Genomic DNA, 19,205 nt, shown 5'->3' on the forward strand with positions numbered 1-19,205 from the left:
GCGCCATGGAAAAGCTCATCGAGAACATCGCCCGGGCGTCGACCGCCGCGAAGGTCGGGGTCGTCGCGGCGATCGTGATCGCCGTCACCGCGCTCAACTACTTCGCCATGTCGGCCACCTTCGGGCCCTCCATCTCCGAGGTCGAGACGCGCATCGCGAGGGCGAAGACGGAGCAGGCCCGGCTGGATCGCGAGTACATCGAGAAGACGTCCATCGCGAACAACCTGAACCAGTTCCGGCGGGAGAAGGAGCTGCTCGAGGAGCGGCTGCGCCAGGCGCTCGCGGAGCTGCCCGAGGACAAGAAGATCGACGAGCTGCTGCAGCTCCTCCAGGACCGCGCGCAGAAGGCCGGGCTGGAGATCGGCACCATCGAGCCGAGGCCCGCGGTCACCGAGCGCTTCTACGCGCGGATCCCCATCCCCATGTCGGTCACCGGCAGCTTCCACGAGATCGCGACGTTCTTCGACGCCCTCGGCCGGATGCAGCGCATCGTGAACGTCACGGACATCGTGCTGGACGGGCCCAAGGACGTGAACGGGAAGATCCTGCTGAACGGCAAGTTCCTGGCGACCACGTTCATGTTCGTCGAGGCGAAGCCCGCGGCGGCAGCGCCGAAGAAGGGAGGCGCCAAGTGAGCCCGCGCCGCATCGTCCCCTTCCTCCTCTGCGCGCTCCTCGCCGGGTGCGGCGGCTCCGCGCCCAAGCGCGCCCCCGCGCCGAAGAAGGCCGCCGCCGCGGCCACCGCGCCCGCCGACGTCAAGCCGGAGCCGCAGACCGCGAAGGCCGACGACTGGGTCTACTCGTCGGTCGGCAAGCGCGATCCGTTCCGGAGCTTCCTGGCGGACGTGACCCAGGCCGGGCCGGGGCTGCAGACCCGGTGCGCGACACCGCTCGGGAAGTACGAGCTCGATCAGCTGAAGCTGGTCGCCGTGGTCACCGGGCTCGAAGATCCGGTCGCCATGGTCGAGGCGCCGTCCGGCGTCGGCTATGCAGTGCGCCGCGGCGCCTGCCTCGGAAAGAACGGCGGCACCGTCGCGGCGGTGAGGAGCGGCGAGGTCGTGGTGACCGAGTTCGCACTCCGCGCCGACGGGACCCGCGACCGAACCCAGACCGTGCTCCGCCTTCCGAAGGAAGCGGCGCTCAACCTCGAGGAGCAGCTCCCATGACTTCCCGCCTGAAGCCCATCGTCGGCCTGCTCCTGTGGGGCGCGATCGGCGTCGCCTCCGCTGCGGAGCCGAACGTCATCCGGGGGATCGAGGTCGGGCAGCGCGAGGGCGCGCTCGAGCTCGAGATCCGCGGCTCGCGGGCCCCGTCCTACTCCGTGTTCAAGCTCCAGGACCCGCCGCGGCTGGTGGTGGACCTGGCCGGCGCCGACGTCTCCGGGGTGACCTCGCCCATCCAGGTCGGCAAGGCCGGCGTGCTCGCGGTGAGCACGGCACAGTACAAGGACGAGCGCAGCGCGGTCGGCCGCGTGATCATCGCGCTCGACGGCGCGCGCCGCTACGACGTGGCGCCGCGGGGTGACGCGGTGGTGGTGCGCGTGCTGGAGGCCGAGGCCGCGAGCGTCCCCACCCAGGCGACCGCCTCCGCGCCGAAGGCTCCGGCCCCCGCGGCCGCGCCGCCCGCCGCCCCCGCGTCCTCCGGCGACGACCACCTCGTCGCGCACCGCGTGGACGAGGGCCCAGCCGGCACCGCTACCCGGATCACGGGCGTCCGCGCTGCCGGAGGCCAGCTCGTCATCGCGACCGACGGCCAGGCCGGCCGCCTCGAGATCCTCGAGCTGCGCGACCCGGCGCGCCTCGCCATCGACGTCCACGGCGTCTCCGGCGCGCCGCGGGCGCCGGTGAAGGTGCGCGGCGCGTTCTCGCAGGTCCGCTTCGGGCGCGACGCGGGCAAGGTGCGCGTCGTCCTCGACGCGTCCGGCGCGCTGCCGAGGTACGAGGTGAAGCGCGTGGCCGGCGGCGTGGCCGTGGTCACCTCTGGCGCCACCGTGGCGGCTGCCGAGCCGGCGCGCAAGGCCGTGCCGGCGCCCCGCGTCGAGCCCGTCGCGCCGGCGGCCGCGCCCGCGGCGCCCGGCCTGGCGCGCATCGGCGACGTCCGCTTCGCGAGCGCCGGCGGCGGCGCCCGTATCGACATCTCCGGCAAGGCGCCGTTCGTCATCTCGCGGCCCGACGCGCACACGGTGGTGCTGACGCTGGACGGCGCGCAGCTCCCGCGCGCGCTGGAGCGCTCCCTCGACACCAGCGCCTTCCGCGGCCCGGTGGCGATGGTCTCCTCCTTCAACCAGCCGCAGACCGGGCAGGTCCGCATCGTGGCCAGCCTGCGCGGCAACGCCACCGACCGGATGATCGAGACGCGCGACGGGCTCGCCTGGACGTTCTCCGAGGCCGGTGAGGCGGCGGCAGAGGCCGCGGCGCCCGCCGCGCCGGAGCAGGCCCAGGCCGCCGACGCGAAGGTGGCGGGCTTCGCCGCCGAAGCCCCGGCGTACGCCTCCTCGGGCGCGCCCCAGGCGCGCGGCTACACCGGCCGCCGGATCACCCTCGACTTCCACGACATCGAGATCCGCAACCTGCTCCGGCTCATCGCCGATGTCTCCAAGAAGAACATCGTCGTGGCCGACGACGTGTCCGGCAAGGTCACCGTCTCGCTCCGCAACGTGCCCTGGGACCAGGCGCTCGACCTGGTCCTGCGGTCCAAGGGGCTGGGGAAGGAGGAGATGGGCAACGTCATCCGGATCGCGAAGTTCGAGGCCATCGCCAAGGAGCAGGCGGCGAAGGCGGAGGCCGAGAAGGCGCGCATCCCGCTCATCCCGCTGAAGGTGCGAATCATCCCGGTGAACTACGCGCGGGCGAACGACGTGGCGAGCCGGGTGAAGGACGTGCTCTCCGAGCGCGGCTCGGTCTCCACCGACGAGCGCACCAACGTGCTCATCGTGAAGGACATCCCCGAGGCCCTGGTCCGCGCCGAGGGGCTGGTGCGGAACCTCGACACCGAGATCCCGCAGGTGCTCATCGAGAGCCGCATCGTCGAGGCGTCCTCGAACTTCAACCGCCAGCTCGGCGTGCAGTGGGGCGGCAACGCCTCGTTCACGCAGGCCACCGGCAACCCCACCGGCGTCGCGTTCCCGAACAACGTCTCGGGCGCCGGCGCCGCCGGCCAGGCGCCGAACCAGGGCACCTCGGCCACCCCGAACTACGCCGTCAACCTCCCGGCCGCCATCGGCCAGGGCGCCGGCGGCGGCATCGGCCTGGTGCTCGGCTCCGCGAACGGCGCGTTCAACCTGAACCTCCGCCTCTCCGCGCTCGAGAACAACGGCGTGGTGAAGACCATCTCCTCGCCCAAGATCGCCACCATCGACAACAAGGAGGCGACCATCGGGCAGGGCATCTCCATCCCGTTCTCGCAGACCTCCGCGTCGGGCGTGAACACGACGTTCGTGGAGGCGAAGCTGGAGCTGAAGGTCACGCCGCACGTCACCGCCGACGGCTCGATCCTCCTCAAGATCAAGGCGACCAACAACGCGCCGAACTCGTCCCTGACCGGCTCGAACGGGCAGCCCTCGATCTCGAAGCGCGAGGCGGAGACCGAGGTCCTGGTGAAGGACGGCGAGACCACCGTCATCGGCGGCATCTACACACGCTCCACGGCGTCGAAGACCGCCGCGGTGCCGTTCCTCAGCAAGATCCCGCTGCTCGGCTTCTTCTTCCGGAGCGACACGAACACGGACGACCACACCGAGCTGCTCATCTTCATCACGCCGCGCATCCTGAACCGGCAGCCGGCGACGGCCGCGGCGGCCGCGAGCAACTAGGAGCCAGCCATGAAGACACGACTCGCGACCCTCTTTCTCGCTGCGGCGGCGCTCGCCTGCAAGGTGGACAACAACGCCTCGATCCAGGTGGTGGCGCTGTGCGCGCCGCCGGCGGAGACCTGCGGGACCGAAGGCGGGTGCGACGCCTACCTCGCCTCGCAGCCGTTCCTGTACCTGGAGGGCGGCACCAACTATCTGGAGCTGTTCGTCGAGATGACGAACCAGCTGGCCGACAACGCAGACCCCTCGGCCGGCCGCCTGAACACGAACGACGCGTACCTCGAGAAGTACCGGCTGACCTACCGGAGCGCGTTCTTCAACTACGCGGACTACGACTACCCGGCGAGCGGCATCCTGAGGGCCGGGAGCACCAGCGCCCCCATCGTCCGCCTCATCCCCGAGACCATCAGCGCGCCGTTGTCCGCGGCCATGGCGGCCGCGGGCGCGACCACCGGCCTGGTCGAGGTCGGGCTGACGATCACCGGCCATTACGCCAGCGGCGACTCGTTCGAGGTCGGCGGCGTCACGTTCCCTGTGGACGTGCACAACGACGCGTTCCCCGGCTACACCTGCCCGAACGCGACCGACACGATCACGTACGTCTGCCCGAACACGGCCCAGACCGCGGCATACACCTGCACGGCCGCGCCGGCGGCGCCGTAGCCGCGCCTGACGCGCCGCGTCCGCCCCCATCCTTGACGCCCCCGGCGCCAGCGGGCTAGAACGGGCCGGTCTCCGCGGGTCCGGGGCCTGAAATCACGGCTCTTTTCGGCCGTGGAGGCGAGGATCGATGGGCTTTCGCGAACATTTGCAGGAGATCTGCCGGCGCTGCGATGGTGCGGTCGCCTGCACGCTCATGGGCATGGACGGCATCGAGGTGGACAGCCACGTCGAGGCCGAGGCAGACGTGGACCTCAAGTCCCTGCTCATCGAGTACTCCGGGCTGTTCCGGAGCGCCCGGGAGGCGTCCGAGACCCACGCGGCGGGCGGCCTGGCGGAGCTCTCGCTCTCCACGGACCGCATCCTCACCGTCGCACGCGTCGTCAACCCCGAGTACTTCATGGTCATGGCGCTCGCGCCGGACGGGAACTTCGGCAAGGCCCGTTACCTGCTGCGCGTCACCGCCCCCAGGCTGAGGTCCGAGCTGTAGCCGCGCGGGCGAGCGCACGCCGGCCGGTGCGCCGGGCGTCGCCCTGCGGCGGGGCTCATCTTTCACTTCCGACATTTCGAAGGAGCAGCGAAGACAATGGCAGAGACCCTGGACACCTCGGCGTTCCGCCGCGGTCTCAAGATCGAGATCGAGCGCGAGCCGTGGGAGATCATCGAGTTCCAGCACGTGAAGCCCGGCAAGGGCTCCGCGTTCGTGCGGACGCGCATCAAGAACCTGATGACCGGCCGCACCATCGAGAAGACGTTCAAGTCCGGCGACGTGGTGGGCAAGCCCGACATCGACGAGCGGGAGATGCAGTTCCTCTACCGCGAGGGCGAGCACTACAACTTCATGGACAACAAGAACTACGAGCAGACGTTCCTCACCGCGGAGCAGATGGGGGACGCGAAGAACTTCATCAAGGACAACACCACCACGCACATCCTGTTCTTCAACGGGAAGGCGATCGGGGTGACCCTGCCGAACTCGATGGACCTCAAGGTCGTGAAGTGCGACCCGGGCATCCGCGGTGACACGGTGTCCGGCGCGACCAAGCCGGCAGAGCTCGAGACCGGCTACGTGGTGAACGTCCCGCTGTTCATCAACGAGGGCGACACGCTCCGCATCGACACGCGGTCGGGCGAGTACCTGACCCGCGTCGCCGGCTAGCGCGCCGCCGCCGTCCTCCGTCCCCCTCCACGTCCCTCGCCAGGAGCTCCGCACATGGCCACCCGTCCCCTGAAGCAGCAGCAGCCCGAGCGCACCCCCGAGCCCGCACCGACGCCCGGCTTCACCATGGAGGACGTGAAGAAGCTGGTGGCCCTGGTGGAGAAGAGCGACGTGACGCACATCGCCTGGGCCAAGGGCGAGGAGAAGGTCGTGATCCGCCGCGGCGGCGTCGCCGCGCCGGCGCCCGTGTTCCACGCGGCGCCGGTGGCCGCGCCGGTCCCGGCGGCGCTCGCCCCGGTCGCCGCGCCGGCGCCGGCCGGCGCGCCCAAGGCGGAGCCCAAGGCCGACAAGCCCGGCGTCGAGGTGAAGTCGCCGTTCGTCGGCACGTTCTACCGCGCGCCCTCGCCCGACTCGCCGCCGTTCGTGGACGTCGGCCAGAAGGTGAAGAAGGGCCAGACGCTCTGCATCGTCGAGGCGATGAAGCTCATGAACGAGATCGAGGCGGAGACCGACGGCACGGTCGCCGAGATCTACGTCCAGAACGCCACCCCGGTGGAGTTCGGCGAGCCGCTGTTCCGCATCGTCGCGGGCTAGGCCCGGAGAGGCCGGCATGTTCAAGAAGGTCCTCATCGCCAACCGGGGCGAGATCGCGCTCCGTGTGCTCCGCGCCTGCAAGGAGCTCGGCATCGCCACCGTCGCGGTCCACTCCACCGCCGACGCCGAGTCGCTCCACGTGCGCTTCGCCGACGAGGCGATCTGCATCGGGCCGCCGCAGTCGCGCGACAGCTACCTGAACCCGCGCGCGCTGCTCGCCGCGGCGGACGTCACCGGGGCCGACGCGCTCCACCCCGGCTACGGCTTCCTCTCCGAGAACGCCGAGTTCGCGGCGATGGTCGAGAAGATGGGCCTGAAGTTCATCGGCCCGCGGCCGGAGATGATCCGCCTCATGGGCAACAAGGTCGCGGCGCGGGAGGCGGCGGAGCAGGCCGGCCTGCCGCTGCTGCCCGGGGCCCGGGGCAAGCTCGCCGACGCCGAGGAGGCGGAGCGGATCGCCGAGCAGGTGGGCTACCCGGTGATCCTGAAGGCCGCCGCGGGCGGCGGCGGGCGCGGCATGAAGATCTGCCGCGATCGGAGCCAGATCCGCCAGCTGTTCGAGACCGCGTCGAACGAGGCGCTCGCCGCGTTCGGCGACGGGTCGATGTACCTCGAGCGCTACGTGGAGATGCCGCGCCACATCGAGCTGCAGATCGTGGCCGACGAGCACGGCAACATCATCCACCTGGGCGAGCGCGAGTGCTCCGTCCAGCGCCGCCACCAGAAGCTCATCGAGGAGTCGCCCTCGCCCGCCGTCACCCCGGAGCTGCGCCGGGAGATGGGCGAGGTGGCCCTGAAGGCCATGAGGAGGATCGGCTACAACAACGTGGGGACGATCGAGTTCCTCATGGACGAGAAGGGCCGCTACTACTTCATGGAGATGAACACCCGCATCCAGGTGGAGCACCCGGTGACCGAGCAGGTCTACGGGCTCGACCTGCTGCGCGAGCAGATCCGGCTCGCGGCCGGCGAGCGGCTGGAGCGCTCGCAGGCGTCGGTGGTCCCGCTGGCGCACTCCATCGAGTGCCGGGTGAACGCCGAGGACCCGGTCACGTTCGCGCCGTCGCCGGGGCGGATCACCGGCTACCACCAGCCGGGCGGGTACGGCGTGCGCGTGGACACGATGGCGTACGAGCAGTACAAGGTGCAGCCGTACTACGACTCGCTGGTGGCGAAGCTGATCGTCACCGGGGCGAACCGGGAGATCGCGCTGCGCCGGGCCATGCGCGCGCTCAACGAGTACGTGATCGAGGGGATCAAGACCAACATCCCCTTCCACAAGCGCGTGCTCACCTTCCCGGCCTTCACGGCGGGGCAGTACGACACCCGCATCGTCGAGCAGATCCTGAACCCTCCGGCGCCGGAGGAGACCCCCGCCTCCAAGGTGGCGGGCGCGTAGGCGTCGCCGCCGCCGCGGGGGCCGCCGGGCCCCTCACGGCGGCCGGTCCGGAGGGCGTCGGACGGGAAAATTCCTGCGTCACTTCGCGGGATTCGCGTCTTGACCGCCCCCCGGGCATCCATTACCCTCGCAGATAGCCCCTGGCCCGCGTCGACGGCGGTGCGCGCCGCCCGCGCGTCCCACGGATGCGCGAGCCTCTCCGCGAGCACCGCCCGGCCCGATGGCTGTCGACAAGAACAAGATCATCGCGGAGGCGACCCGGTTCGTTCAGAAGGGCGCGCTCGACAAGGCCATCGCCGCGTACCAGAAGATCCTGGCCGACGACCCGCGCGACGTGCGGATCCTGCTCAAGGTCGGCGAGCTGTTCCAGAAGAAGGGCGACGACCGGCTCGCGGCCGAGGCCTTCACCAAGGTGGCCGAGACCTACGCCGACCAGGGCTTCTTCCTGAAGTCGGTCGCGGTCTACAAGCAGATCGTCCGGCTCGACCCCGGCGACGTCCGGGTCAACGAGCGGCTGGCGGGGCTGTACCAGCAGCTCGGCCTCATGAGCGACGCGATGGGGCAGCTGCAGGTCACCGCGGCCGCGCACGAGCGCTCCGGCGACGTGGCCCGGCTGACCGACGTGCTCCGCCGCATGGTGGAGCTGGATCCCGAGAACATCCCCTCGGCCATCAAGCTCGGCGAGCTGCACGCGCGGGCCGGCCAGGCCGCGCAGGCGCTGGCGCTGTTCCGGCGCGCGGCCGACCACCTGCGCAAGCACAACCGCGCCGACGAGTACCTCAAGGTCGCCGAGCGCATCGCCGGGCTCGAGCCGGACGACCTCGGGCTGACGCGCGAGCTCGCGCACATCTACCTCGCGAAGGGCGACACGAAGCGCGCCCTCGCGAAGCTGCAGCTGTGCTTCAAGGCGGACCCGAAGGACGTGGAGACGCTGAACCTGCTCGCGCAGGCCTTCCGCGACCTGGGCCAGGTCTCGAAGACGCTCTCGGTCTACAAGGAGCTCGCGCACGTCCACGCGGAGCGCGGCCGCGCCGCCGACGCGCGGGCCACCTGGCGCAAGGTGCAGGAGCTGGCGCCGGACGACGAGGACGCGCGCGCCGCGCTCGGCCCCGGGCCGTCCGGCACGCCGGCCCCCGGCGCCGTCGCCACCGTGGCCGCCGTCGCCCCGCCCCCGCGACCGCCGGCCCCTCCGGCCGCGCCGCCGCCCGGGCCGCCGCCGGGCGCGCGCCCGGCGCCGGCCCCGGGGCCCGACGCGGTCGCGAAGCTCCTCACCGAGACCGACGTCTACGTGAAGTACGGCCTGCACGACCGGGCGATGGAGCACCTGCGCAAGGTGCTCGCCCTCGACCCGGACGCGCCCGATGCGCACGAGCGCGCGCGCGAGCTGCACCTCGGCGCGGGCCGGCTCGCCGAGGCCGCGCAGCACGGCGCCGCAGCGGTGCGGGCGCTGCTCGCGCGCGGGGAGGGCGACCGCGCGCGCGACGCGCTGGCGCGCCTGCGGCAGATCGCGCCGCAGCACCCGGAGCTCGCGGCGCTGGCGGCGGCCGCCGGGGCGAGCGAGGAGGTCGCGCTCGAGCCGGACGAGGTGGAGGAGGTGCTCCTCGAGCCCGAGCCGGCGCCCGAGGACGACGCGCTCGCGCTCGAGGCGGCGGGCCACGCCGGGGACGACGAGGTCGTGCCGGACGACGAGCCGCCGCTCGCGGCCGCCGGAGCGCCCGCCCCCGGCCCGGAGGAGGAGGAGGGCATCGCGCTCGAGATCGGCGCGCCCGAGCCGGCCCTGGACGCGGCCGGCGACGCGCTCGCCGAGGCCGCCGCGGCGGCGTCGGCCGAGTCGGAGGACGTCGCCGACGAGGTCTCCGCCGAGCGCGCCGCGATCGCCGCCGCGCCGGCGCCGGTCATCGCGCCGCCGCCGCCGCCTCCGCTGTCGCGCGCCGCGACCCCGGTCCCCGCGCCGCCCAGGCCGGCCGCACCGACGCCTCCCCGCGCGGAGCAGGAGGAGGAGGAGGCCGACCTCTCCGACGAGCTCGAGGAGGCGGACTTCTTCCTGCAGCAGGGCCTGCTCGACGACGCCCGCGAGGCGCTCCGGAACCTGGCCGCGTTCTACCCGGGCCATCGCGGGGTGGAGGCACGGCTGGCCGAGGTGGAGCGCCGCCGCGCCCCGGCCCCGCGCGCCGCCGCGCCCGCGCCGCCGCACCCGCCGCTCGACGGACCGGTGCACGAGACGCCGGCGCTCACGCCGCCCCCCGGGGCCGACGACAGCTTCGACATCGCGCGCGAGCTCGCCGAGGAGCTGGGCGCGGCGCCCGCGCCGGCGGGCGACGACGGGTTCCAGTACTCGGTCGAGGACGTCTTCAACCAGTTCAAGAAGGGCGTCGAGCAGACCGTCCGGCCCGAGGACAGCGCCACGCACTACGACCTCGGCATCGCCTACAAGGAGATGGGCCTGCTCGAGGACGCGGTGAAGGAGTTCGAGACCGCGCTGCGCGGCAACGACCGCAAGCGCGAGGTGGACTGCCTCTCGATGATCGGCGTGTGCCAGCTCTCCCGCGGCCAGCCGCGCGAGGCCATCGCCGCGTTCCGGCGGGCGCTCGCGTCCGAGCTGCTGACGCGCGACGCCGCCAAGGCGCTCCACCACGACCTGGGCGTGGCCTACCAGGAGGCGGGCGATCCCGAGGCCGCCCTCCATCACCTCCAGAAGGTGAACCGCGTCGATCCCGGGTACCGCGACGTCGCGGAGCGCGTGCGCGCGCTCGGCGGCGGCCCCGGCAAGGCGCCGGCCGGCGAGCCGCGCGCCCCCGCCCGGACCGCCCCCGCGGCGCCCGCCCCCGGCCCGAAGAAGAACATCGGCTACCTGTAGGACTGCGCGTGAACTATCTCGAATTCTACGAGCTGGCCCAGGAGCCCTTCTCGAACGCGCCGGTCTCGCGCTTCTACTACTCGTCCGCGCAGCACGCGCAGGCGCTCCTCCGCCTGAACCACGCCGTGAGCGCCATGAAGGGGCTGGCGGTGCTGGTGGGCGACATCGGGGCCGGCAAGACCACGCTCGCGCGCCGCATGCTCGACAGCCTGCCGGAGGACGAGTACGAGGCCGCGCTGCTCGTCATCGTCCACTCGGGGATCACGCCGAGCTGGCTGCTGAAGCGCATCGCGCTGCAGCTCGGGGTCGAGAGCCCGGCCGAGGAGAAGCTGGCGCTGCTCGCGCAGCTCTACCAGCGGCTGGTCCGCATCTACGAGTCGGGCAAGAAGGCGGTGGTGCTCATCGACGAGGCGCAGATGCTCGCCTCGCGCGAGATCATGGAGGAGTTCCGCGGGCTCCTGAACCTGGAGGTGCCGGAGCGCAAGCTCCTGTCCTTCGTGTTCTTCGGCCTGCCCGAGATCGAGGACAACCTCCGCCTCGACCCGCCGCTCGCCCAGCGCGTGGCGCTGAAGTACCGGCTGGAGCCGCTCAGCGCCGAGGCCACCGAGGCGTACGTGCGCCACCGCCTGCGCCTGGCCGGCGCCCCGCGCCTGCCGTTCACGCCGGCGGCGATCCAGCGGATCCACGATCACACCGGCGGGACGCCGCGGCTCATCAACACGCTCTGCGACAACGCGCTGTTCGAGGGCGCCATGGCCCGCGCCCGCGAGATCGACGACCGGCTGCTCGACCGCGTGGCCCGCGACCTCGGCATCGAGGCCCCGGAGCGGCCCGCCCCCGGGGCGGCCGCCGCCCGGGGCGGCCGCGAGGGCGGCCTCGACCTCGCCGAGATCGACCGGTACCTGGAGTCGCTCGGCGTCAAGTAGCCCGCCCGCCGCCGGGCCGGCGCGGCGCTCCCACACCCTCACCCACCGCGCCGCCGCCGGCGCGGCCGGGCCCCCGGCGCGGCCCACGCGTTCCTTGGCGCCGCGCCGTCCGCGCGAGAGAATCGAGCCCCCTTGAAGAAGCGGACCGTCGCGCTGGTGTTCCTGCTGGTGGTCGTGGGCCTGGTGCTCGCGACGCTGGCGGCGCTGCGCACGCGCTGGGCCGGGGATCGGATCTGCGCGCTCGCGGCCGAGAAGGTGCGGGCCGCCACCGGCCTGCCGCTCTCGTTCGCGGCCTGCCGGATCGACCCGCTCGGCTTCGCGGTGGACGCCGAGGGCGTGGTCCTCGGCCCGCCCGCGGCGCCGGCGTTCGTGGCCGACGCGATCACCGCGCGCCTCGCGCTGGTGCAGGCGCTCGGCCGGCGCGTCCACCTCGACCGCCTGCGCCTCGTCCGCCCGCGCCTGGTCGCCGCGCTTCCGCGCGGCGGCGGCGCGCCGGCCCGCTGCCCCCCCGAGCTCCTGGGCCGCTTCGAGATCCGCGAGCTGCAGGTCGAGGGGGGCTCGGTGGAGCTGGGGCTCCCGGACGGCGGCCACGTCTCGCTGGAGGGGCTGGAGATCCGCTCCGGGCCGCCCGCGCGCACGCTCCGGTCGCTCGCCACGCCGGCGCGGCGGAGCCGGGTGGACGTGTCGGCCGGTCCGGTCCGGGTGGACGCGGTGGGGCGGAGGTGGAGCGCCTCGCAGGTGCGCGCCCGCGGCGAGGTCGCGCTCGACCTGTCCGTCGCCGAGATCGCCGGGGCCGAGGCCGAGGTGGGCGGGGCGCGGCTCGGGCTCGAGGGCCGCGTCCACGACCTGTGCGCGCCGACGCTCGACCTCACCGCCCGCGCCGAGGGCAGGGTGGACGCGCTGCTCGCGCTGGCCGGCGTGCACGCGGACGTGGAGGGGACCGCGGCGGTGGAGGCGCGCGTCGCCGGGACGCCCCGCGCGCCCGAGCTCTCGGCGTCGCTGCGCACGCGCGGCGTCCGGGTGGACGGGTTCGTGCCCGGCGACGCCGAGGCGGTGGTGCGGCTGTCGGGCCGGACGCTGGTGGTGGATCGCCTCGCGGTGGCGGCGGCCGGCGGGGGCGCGGCGGTGGCGCACGGCACCGTGACGCTCGCCCGCGGGCTGCCGGTCGAGGCGGAGGTGCAGCTCGACCGCGTGGACCTCGCCGAGATCCTGGATCGCCTCACCGTGAAGCAGCCCTGGATCACGCTCCGGCTCGACGGCAAGGCGCGCGTGACCGGGACGCTCTCGCCCCCGGCGCTCGCCGGCACGCTGGCCTCGGAGCTCCACGACTTCAAGGCGCTGACCCGGCCGTACACGCAGGCCCACGGCGACCCCGGCATCGTCTCGTTCGCGCGGGGGCGGATCGAGTCGGCGGTGCGCGTGGACCGCGGCGGCCTGTTCCTGGACGGCGCGCGCGTGGCGGTGGGGCAGGGGACCGTGGACGCGGACGCCGCCATCCACTTCGACGGCGAGCGAGGCTTCCACGTGCGCTGCCGCGGCGTGGCCGATCTCGACGCCCTGGGGCCGCTCGCCGGGATCCCCTGGGCCGGGCGCCTGGCGATCGAGGCGGAGGTCGGCGCGGCGCCGTACGGCAACCCGGTGGTCACCGGCCGCGCCCGCGGCGAGGGGCTCCACTTCCTGCAGGTGGACCTCGGCCACGTGGCGGCCGACTTCCGCTACCGGGACTTCCTGCTCCACTTCCAGGGCGCCGAGGGGACCCGGGGCGAGACCCGCTACCGCGGCGAGGCGGTGGTGGACCTCTCGCGCACGCCCACCCAGATCGTCTCCTCGCGCCTGGAGGCGCGCGGGCGCCTCCGCGACCTGTTCGACTCCGTGATGGAGTGGATCCCGACCACCCGCTACGTCCGCGACGCGCTCGACGCGGAGGTGGAGGCGACCGGGACCGCGCGCGGCCCCGCCACCGCCCTCGACGCGTCCTTCGACGCGCGGCTCGGCGCCGGCACGCTGCTGGGCCGGGCGTTCGACGCCGGGCGCGCCCAGGGGCGCATCGAGGCGGGGCGCACCGCCCGCTTCGAGCGCGCCGAGCTGCGGCGCGGCACCGGGGTCGCGCGGGCGCAGGGCACCTGGGGCCTGGACGCGCCGTTCCCCTGGGACCTGGAGGTGGCGTTCTCGGGCGTGCCGCTCGCGGCGCTCGACCTCCCCGGCGGCGAGTGGTCCGGCTCGGCGAGCGGGCGCGCCACGCTGGCCGGGTCGTTCGATCACCCCGACGTGCGCTTCGCCGTGAACGGCGACGCCGTGCGCGTGGCCGGCGTCGCGCTCGGCACGGTGCAGGCCGGCGGCACGGTGGTGGAGCGCAAGCTGGTGCTGACCGGGGGCGCGGAGGGGCTGGCGGGGTCCGCGGAGATCGCGCTGCAGGGGCGGCTGCCGTTCCAGGCGCGGGCCACGGTGGCCATGGACGACGCCGCGCGGCTCTGGCCCGGCGGCCCGCCGCAGGGGCTGCGCATCCGCGTGGGCGGGGAGGCGAGCGCCTCGGGGGAGCTCGAGGACCTCGCGCAGGCCCGGGCCAGCGTGCGCCTCCCCCAGCTCGCCGTCGCGCTCGCCGAGGTGAAGGTCGAGGCCGCCGGGCCGGCGGTGCTGACCGTGCGGGGGGAGCGGGTGGAGCTCGCGCCCGTCACGCTGCGCGGCACCAGCACCGAGCTGACCGTCTCCGGCGCCGCCGCGCCCGGCGCGGTTGACCTGAGCGCCTCCGGCACGCTCGACCTGCGCCTCGCGGGCGCGCTCTCGCCGGTGGTCCGGCGCGCGCACGGGCAGCTCGCGCTGGAGGCGCACATGGGCGGCACGTTCGACCAGCCGGTGCTGGTCGGCTCGGGCCGCGTCACCGACGGCGGCTTCGAGGTGCGAGGCGCCGGCCTGGTGTTCTCCGACATGGCCGGGCCGCTCGCGTTCTCGCAGAACCGGGTGCTGTTCGAGGACCTGGGGGCGCTCCTGAACGGCGGGCACGCGCGCTTCACCGGCGAGGTGGAGCTGGCGCGGCTCGCGCCGTCTCGCCTCCGGGTGGAGGGCGCGCTGGACGAGGTGCCGGTGGCGCTCCCGTCCTACCTGCCGGCCACGCTGTCCGGGCGGATCGAGGCGCGGGGCACGCCGGAGGCGACCGACGTCACCGGCCGGCTGCACGTGGTCCGGGCGCGCTACACGGCCGACGTGGACCTCGAGGGCAGCCTGCTGGAGCTGCGCCGCCGGCCGCCGCCGCCGCCGAAGCCGTACGACAAGTCGGGCGAGTGGCTCCGCTTCGACCTTCAGCTCGTGGTGGACGGGGACGCGCGGATCGAGAACGACCTGGTGCGCGGGACCGTCACCGGGGACCTCACGCTCACCGGGACGCTCGCGTCGCCGGGCCTGGTGGGCAGCCTCACCATGGGCCAGGGCAGCCGCGCGGCGTTCCGCGGCAACGAGTTCACGCTCACGCACGCCGTCCTGGAGCTGGTGGACCGGAACAAGATCGAGATCGTGCTGGACGTGAACGGGGACGCGCAGGTCCGCGACTACCAGGTGTTCATGCACGCGTTCGGCCCCCTGGAGCAGCCGCGCGTGACGCTCACCAGCGCCCCGCCGCTCCCCGAGCCGGACCTCGTCACGCTGCTCTCGCTCGGCTTCACGCGCCGCGACTCCGCCGCCGGCACCGGCGTGGGCGGGGTGGCCACCGCGGCGGCCGCGCAGGCCATCTTCTCGGCGTCCGGCCTGGACGAGCAGGTGCGCCGGTTCCTGCCGCGCGGCGGGCCGATCCGCGACATCGGCATGCGCATCACCAGCGCCTACTCCGAGGCGACCGGCCAGGTGGAGCCGCGCGCCGAGTTCGAGTCCTGGCTGCTCCGCGATCGCCTGCGGCTCCGGTTCCAGGCGCCGCTCGCGGGCGCGCGCGGCCGCAAGGCGCAGGCGGAGCTGCGGCTGGGGGAGCACACGGCGGTGCAGTACCAGTGGGACAGCGACAACCCCGACGTCTCCACCGGCGACCACGGCGTGGACCTGAAGCTGCGCTGGGAATGGACGGACCGGGAGTGATCGCCGCGCTCGCCATCGCGCTGGCGCTCGCGGCCTCGCCGGCCGCGGCCGAGCCCGCGGACGCGGCCGCCCCGCCGCCGCCCCGGGTCCTGGCGGTGGATCTGGCGCTGCCGCCGGGTGACGACCGGGCGCAGGCGTCGGCGCTGGTGACGTTCGCCCCCGGCGAGCCGCTGTCGGTCCGCGACGCCCGCCGTACGGTGCAGCGCCTGTTCCAGACCGGGCGGTACCGGAACGTGATCGTCCGCGCCGAGCCCGCCGCGGCACCGCCGGGCGCCGCGGGCGAGTGGGTCCGGCTGGTGGTGGAGGCGCTCCCGGTGCGCCGGGTGGCGCGGGTCGAGGTCCGGACCGACGCGCCCGAGGTGCTGGGCGCCGACGCCGTCCGCGCGGCGGCCCGGCTCGCGACGGGCGACGCGTTCGACGACGCCGGCCTCGATCCGGCGGCGGCGAGGGTGCGCGCGGCGCTCTCCCGGCGCGGCCGGCGCGACGCGGAGGTGCGCGCGAGCGCCGGGGGCGACACCGAGGTGGACGTGCTGCTCGAGGTCCGCGCCGGGCCGGTCACGCGGGTCGCGTCTGTGCGGCTCACCGGCAGCCCCGGGCCGGCGGCCGAGGCGCTCCGCGCCCGCCTGCGCACGCGCGAGGGCGCGCCGCTCGACGAGGACGCGCTCGAGGCGGACGTCCAGGCGCTCCGCGCCGGGCTGCGCGCCGCGGGGTACCGGCGGGCGCGGGTGGACGCGCCCGCGGTGCGCGTGCGGGACGGCGCGGCCGAGGTGGAGCTCCCGGTGCAGGCCGGACCGCGCATGGCGTTCGCGTTCCGCGGGAACGTCGCGTTCCGGTCCGCGCTCCTGGAGCGGCAGCTCGGGTTCGAGGCGGACCAGCCGGTGGACGCGCCCGCCATCGAGCAGGCGGCCGACCGGCTGCGCGCGTTCTACCGCGCGCGCGGCTTCGCCGGCGCGGCCGTGGCGGCGGAGGAGCGGCGCGGGGCGGGCGTGCTGGCGGTGGTCTTCCACGTGGACGAGGGGCGCCGCTACCGGCTCGGCCGGATCCGCTTCGAGGGCGCGACCGCGCGCACGGAGCGGGACCTCGGCGACCGGCTCTTCGCCATCCTGGAGGAGGACGCGGCCACGCCCGGGTCCCCGGACGCGGACGAGGCCCGCGCGCTGATCCTCTCGGTGCCGGGCGCGCGCCCGCCGCCGGAGCCGCCGCCGCCGCTGCCGCCGCGCGCCTACTTCGACGAGGCCACCTGGGATCGCGCCCTCGAGGTGATCGTGGAGGGCTACCGGGCCGAGGGCTGGCTCGACGCGGTCGCCCTGGGCAGCGCGGTGGCGCTCGACGCGGACCGCGGGATCGCCGACGTGACGCTCCGGCTGCGCGAGGGCGCGCGCACGCACGTGGAGTCGATCGCGTTCGAGGGCACCGGCGCCGTGCCGCTCCCGGAGCTGGCCCGCGAGACGCGCCTGTCGCCGGGCGACCCGCTCGCGTTCGACCGCGTCGAGGAGACGCGGCTCGCCATCCTGCGCCGCTACTACACGGCGGGCCACGCGTTCGCGCGCGTGGAGGCGCGCGAGGAGCTGGACCGCGAGCGCCACCTGGCCACGGTGCGGTTCGTGGTGGACGCGGGCCCGAAGGTCCGGATCGGCCGGGTGCTCCTCACGGGCAACCGGCGCACCCGCGAGGACGTGATCCGCGACGAGCTGGAGGTCCGGGAGGGCGCCACCTTCGACCCGGAGGCGCTGGCGCGCAGCCAGGCGGCGCTGCTGCGGCTGGGCGTGTTCCGCTCGGCGAAGCTGGAGCTGCACGAGCCGGAGCTGGTCGCGGAGACGAAGGACCTGTCGGTCGAGCTGGCGGAGCGGCCCTACGCCACCCTCACGCAGTCGCTCGGCTTCTCCATCGCGAACGGCCCGCGCGCGGTGCTCGAGTACTCGCGGCCGAACCTGCTCGGCCGGGCGGTGGAGCTCACCGCCCGCGGCAAGGTGAACTACCTGGTGGACGTGGGCGGCCTGGGCCCGGATCTCTCCGGGAAGCAGGGCTACGATCGGCTGGAAGGGCGGGCCGACCTCGGCCTGCGCTCGACGCGGGTGCGGCTGCTGCCGGTGCCGGTGGGCCTGCGGACCGACATGATCGGCGAGATCCTGCACCGCCGCGCCTACGACCTGCGGCGCGTCTCCGGCGTGGCCGGCGTGGACGTGGGGGTGACCTCGCGCGTGGGCGCCTCGCTCCAGTACGAGCTGGAGGTGGACGACATCCGCCGCACCAACGTGGTGGGCGTGCTCACGCAGGCCGACCTGGAGCGGCTCCGCTTCGACGAGGGCGTGACCACGCTGCACGCGGTCCGGCCGTCGTTCACGCTCGACTTCCGCGACAACTCCGCCCACCCGCACCGCGGCTGGTTCGCCGCGGGCGTGGCCGAGTGGGCGCACTCGCTCGGCGTGGGCGTCCCCGGCGCGCCGGACCGCCGCGCGCTGTTCGGGCTGCTCCCGGGCTCGGAGGTCCACAGCAACCTGGTGAAGCTCTCGGGCACGCTCTCCGGCTACCTGCCGCTGGGCGGCTCCACCGTGCTCGCGCTCTCGGTCCGCGGCGGCCGGGTGTTCCCGCTGGATCGCGAGTCGCGCACCATCATCCCGCGCCGCTTCTTCCTGGGCGGCGCCTCGACCATGCGCGGGTTCGCCGAGGAGGAGATGATCCAGGAGGACGTGCGCGGCGCGCTCGCGGCCGAGGGCAAGCTCTGCGCCACCTCGTACACGGGGATCGGCTGCACCGAGCGCGGCCGCCGCGTCGCGTCCGGCGACCGGCCCGTGTCCGAGGGCGGCGAGGCGTACCTGCTCGGCAAGACCGAGCTGCGCGTCGGGCTCACCCGCGCCGTGGAGCTGGGCCTGTTCCTCGACGCCGGCAACCTCTGGCTCGACCCGAACAAGTTCGAGGCGCTCGATCTGCGCAGCAACACGGGCGCCGGCCTCCGGTTCGTCACGCCCATCGGTCCCGCCGCGCTCGACCTCGGCTTCAACCTGGACCGCGACGTCCGCATCAACGAGCGCCTGTTCGCGCTGCACTTCACGATCGGGCTGTTCTGACCGGTGCCCGGGCGTCGTGGACTCCGCTCGGCCTGAGCCTGTCGAAGGGCGAGCGCAGCGCGTCGTAACGGCGCCTGCGTCCTCTCGAAGCCGGGGGGCCGTGGGCGCGGGTCCTCGTGGGCGCTCCCGCCCTCGCCCGCTCGCGCGACGTGGAGAAGGAATGCTCGGCGCGGGGCTTCGGTCGTAGGACGCGCGCGGATTGCGTTCGACGTAGTTGGGCGCGGCTCGCAAACTCGGCCGCGCGTTTCGCTTCGCGGCGCGCGGCCTCAGACATGCTCGCCGCGCACGCCGGCTGACCACGCGCGCGGAATGCGGTCGGCGCGTGCTGCGCCTGCGCTGACAGTCGCGGTCGCGGGCGAGCGCGTCCGCTTGGCGGACGGGGGGCCGTACTGGCGGCTTCGAGGTGTTCGGGGGCGGGAAGAAGAAGCACGCTCTCCCACGCCACCCATCCACGTCAGGCCGCCACGGAGGCGATCCGGGCGTTCGCGCCGGAGCGGAGCGGAGCGAGCCCTCGGCACGTCCCCAGGATCCTGGACCTGCACCGCCGGGGACAGCCGCGGCGCAGGGATCGGCGCAGCCGGCGCCGGCCCTGAACGCGCGGCTGGCCCGCACGGTGCGTCGGCTTCATCGATCCCACCGCACCGGTTCCGGCCATCCGTCCACGTCCCGGGCC

12 protein-coding genes are annotated in these 19,205 nt (G+C 74.4%); all 12 read left to right on the forward strand.

Features of this window, described 5'->3' with window-relative positions:
* Window positions 1–5 precede the first annotated feature (5 nt).
* The 12 genes from ADEH_RS03295 (at window position 6) to ADEH_RS03350 (ending at window position 18,532) form a co-directional block, all read left to right on the forward strand.
* Entirely contained in the window at window positions 6–635 is a 630-nt protein-coding gene (locus ADEH_RS03295; protein WP_011419702.1) for a type 4a pilus biogenesis protein PilO, read from the forward strand.
* Window positions 632–1,165 (forward strand): pilus assembly protein PilP, encoded by a 534-nt coding sequence (locus ADEH_RS03300; RefSeq protein ID WP_011419703.1) that lies wholly within the window; start codon window positions 632–634, stop codon window positions 1,163–1,165. The genes ADEH_RS03295 and ADEH_RS03300 overlap by 4 nt, the downstream gene beginning before the upstream one ends.
* The gene (pilQ, locus tag ADEH_RS03305) at window positions 1,162–3,810 is read left to right on the forward strand and encodes a type IV pilus secretin family protein (protein ID WP_011419704.1); all 2,649 of its coding nucleotides are present in this window, start codon (window positions 1,162–1,164) and stop codon (window positions 3,808–3,810) included. The genes ADEH_RS03300 and pilQ overlap by 4 nt, the downstream gene beginning before the upstream one ends.
* A 9-nt stretch (window positions 3,811–3,819) precedes the next feature.
* Entirely contained in the window at window positions 3,820–4,473 is a 654-nt protein-coding gene (locus tag ADEH_RS03310) for a hypothetical protein (RefSeq protein ID WP_011419705.1), read from the forward strand.
* A gap of 127 nt (window positions 4,474–4,600) precedes the next feature.
* A complete protein-coding gene (locus tag ADEH_RS03315; RefSeq protein ID WP_011419706.1) occupies window positions 4,601–4,960 on the forward strand; it encodes a roadblock/LC7 domain-containing protein in 360 nt (119 codons plus the stop codon).
* Window positions 4,961–5,056: 96 nt separating this feature from the next.
* Window positions 5,057–5,629 carry an elongation factor P gene (gene efp, locus ADEH_RS03320; RefSeq protein ID WP_011419707.1) on the forward strand — a complete coding sequence of 191 codons (573 nt, stop codon included), beginning with the start codon at window positions 5,057–5,059 and terminating at the stop codon, window positions 5,627–5,629.
* Window positions 5,630–5,683: 54 nt separating this feature from the next.
* Window positions 5,684–6,223 (forward strand): acetyl-CoA carboxylase biotin carboxyl carrier protein, encoded by a 540-nt coding sequence (gene accB, locus ADEH_RS03325; protein WP_011419708.1) that lies wholly within the window; start codon window positions 5,684–5,686, stop codon window positions 6,221–6,223.
* Window positions 6,224–6,239: 16 nt separating this feature from the next.
* The gene (gene accC / locus ADEH_RS03330) at window positions 6,240–7,622 is read left to right on the forward strand and encodes an acetyl-CoA carboxylase biotin carboxylase subunit (RefSeq protein WP_011419709.1); all 1,383 of its coding nucleotides are present in this window, start codon (window positions 6,240–6,242) and stop codon (window positions 7,620–7,622) included.
* Window positions 7,623–7,842: 220 nt separating this feature from the next.
* Window positions 7,843–10,479, forward strand: coding sequence for a tetratricopeptide repeat protein (locus ADEH_RS03335; RefSeq protein WP_011419710.1), 2,637 nt, complete (start codon window positions 7,843–7,845; stop codon window positions 10,477–10,479).
* 8 nt (window positions 10,480–10,487) lie between these two features.
* Window positions 10,488–11,405 carry an ExeA family protein gene (locus ADEH_RS03340; protein ID WP_011419711.1) on the forward strand — a complete coding sequence of 306 codons (918 nt, stop codon included), beginning with the start codon at window positions 10,488–10,490 and terminating at the stop codon, window positions 11,403–11,405.
* A gap of 132 nt (window positions 11,406–11,537) precedes the next feature.
* A complete protein-coding gene (locus ADEH_RS03345) occupies window positions 11,538–15,464 on the forward strand; it encodes a translocation/assembly module TamB domain-containing protein (RefSeq protein WP_011419712.1) in 3,927 nt (1,308 codons plus the stop codon).
* A complete protein-coding gene (locus tag ADEH_RS03350) occupies window positions 15,446–18,532 on the forward strand; it encodes a BamA/OMP85 family outer membrane protein (RefSeq protein ID WP_011419713.1) in 3,087 nt (1,028 codons plus the stop codon). The genes ADEH_RS03345 and ADEH_RS03350 overlap by 19 nt, the downstream gene beginning before the upstream one ends.
* Window positions 18,533–19,205 lie beyond the last annotated feature (673 nt).

Source organism: Anaeromyxobacter dehalogenans 2CP-C, assembly GCF_000013385.1.
Taxonomy (GTDB): Bacteria; Myxococcota; Myxococcia; order Myxococcales; family Anaeromyxobacteraceae; genus Anaeromyxobacter; species Anaeromyxobacter dehalogenans_B.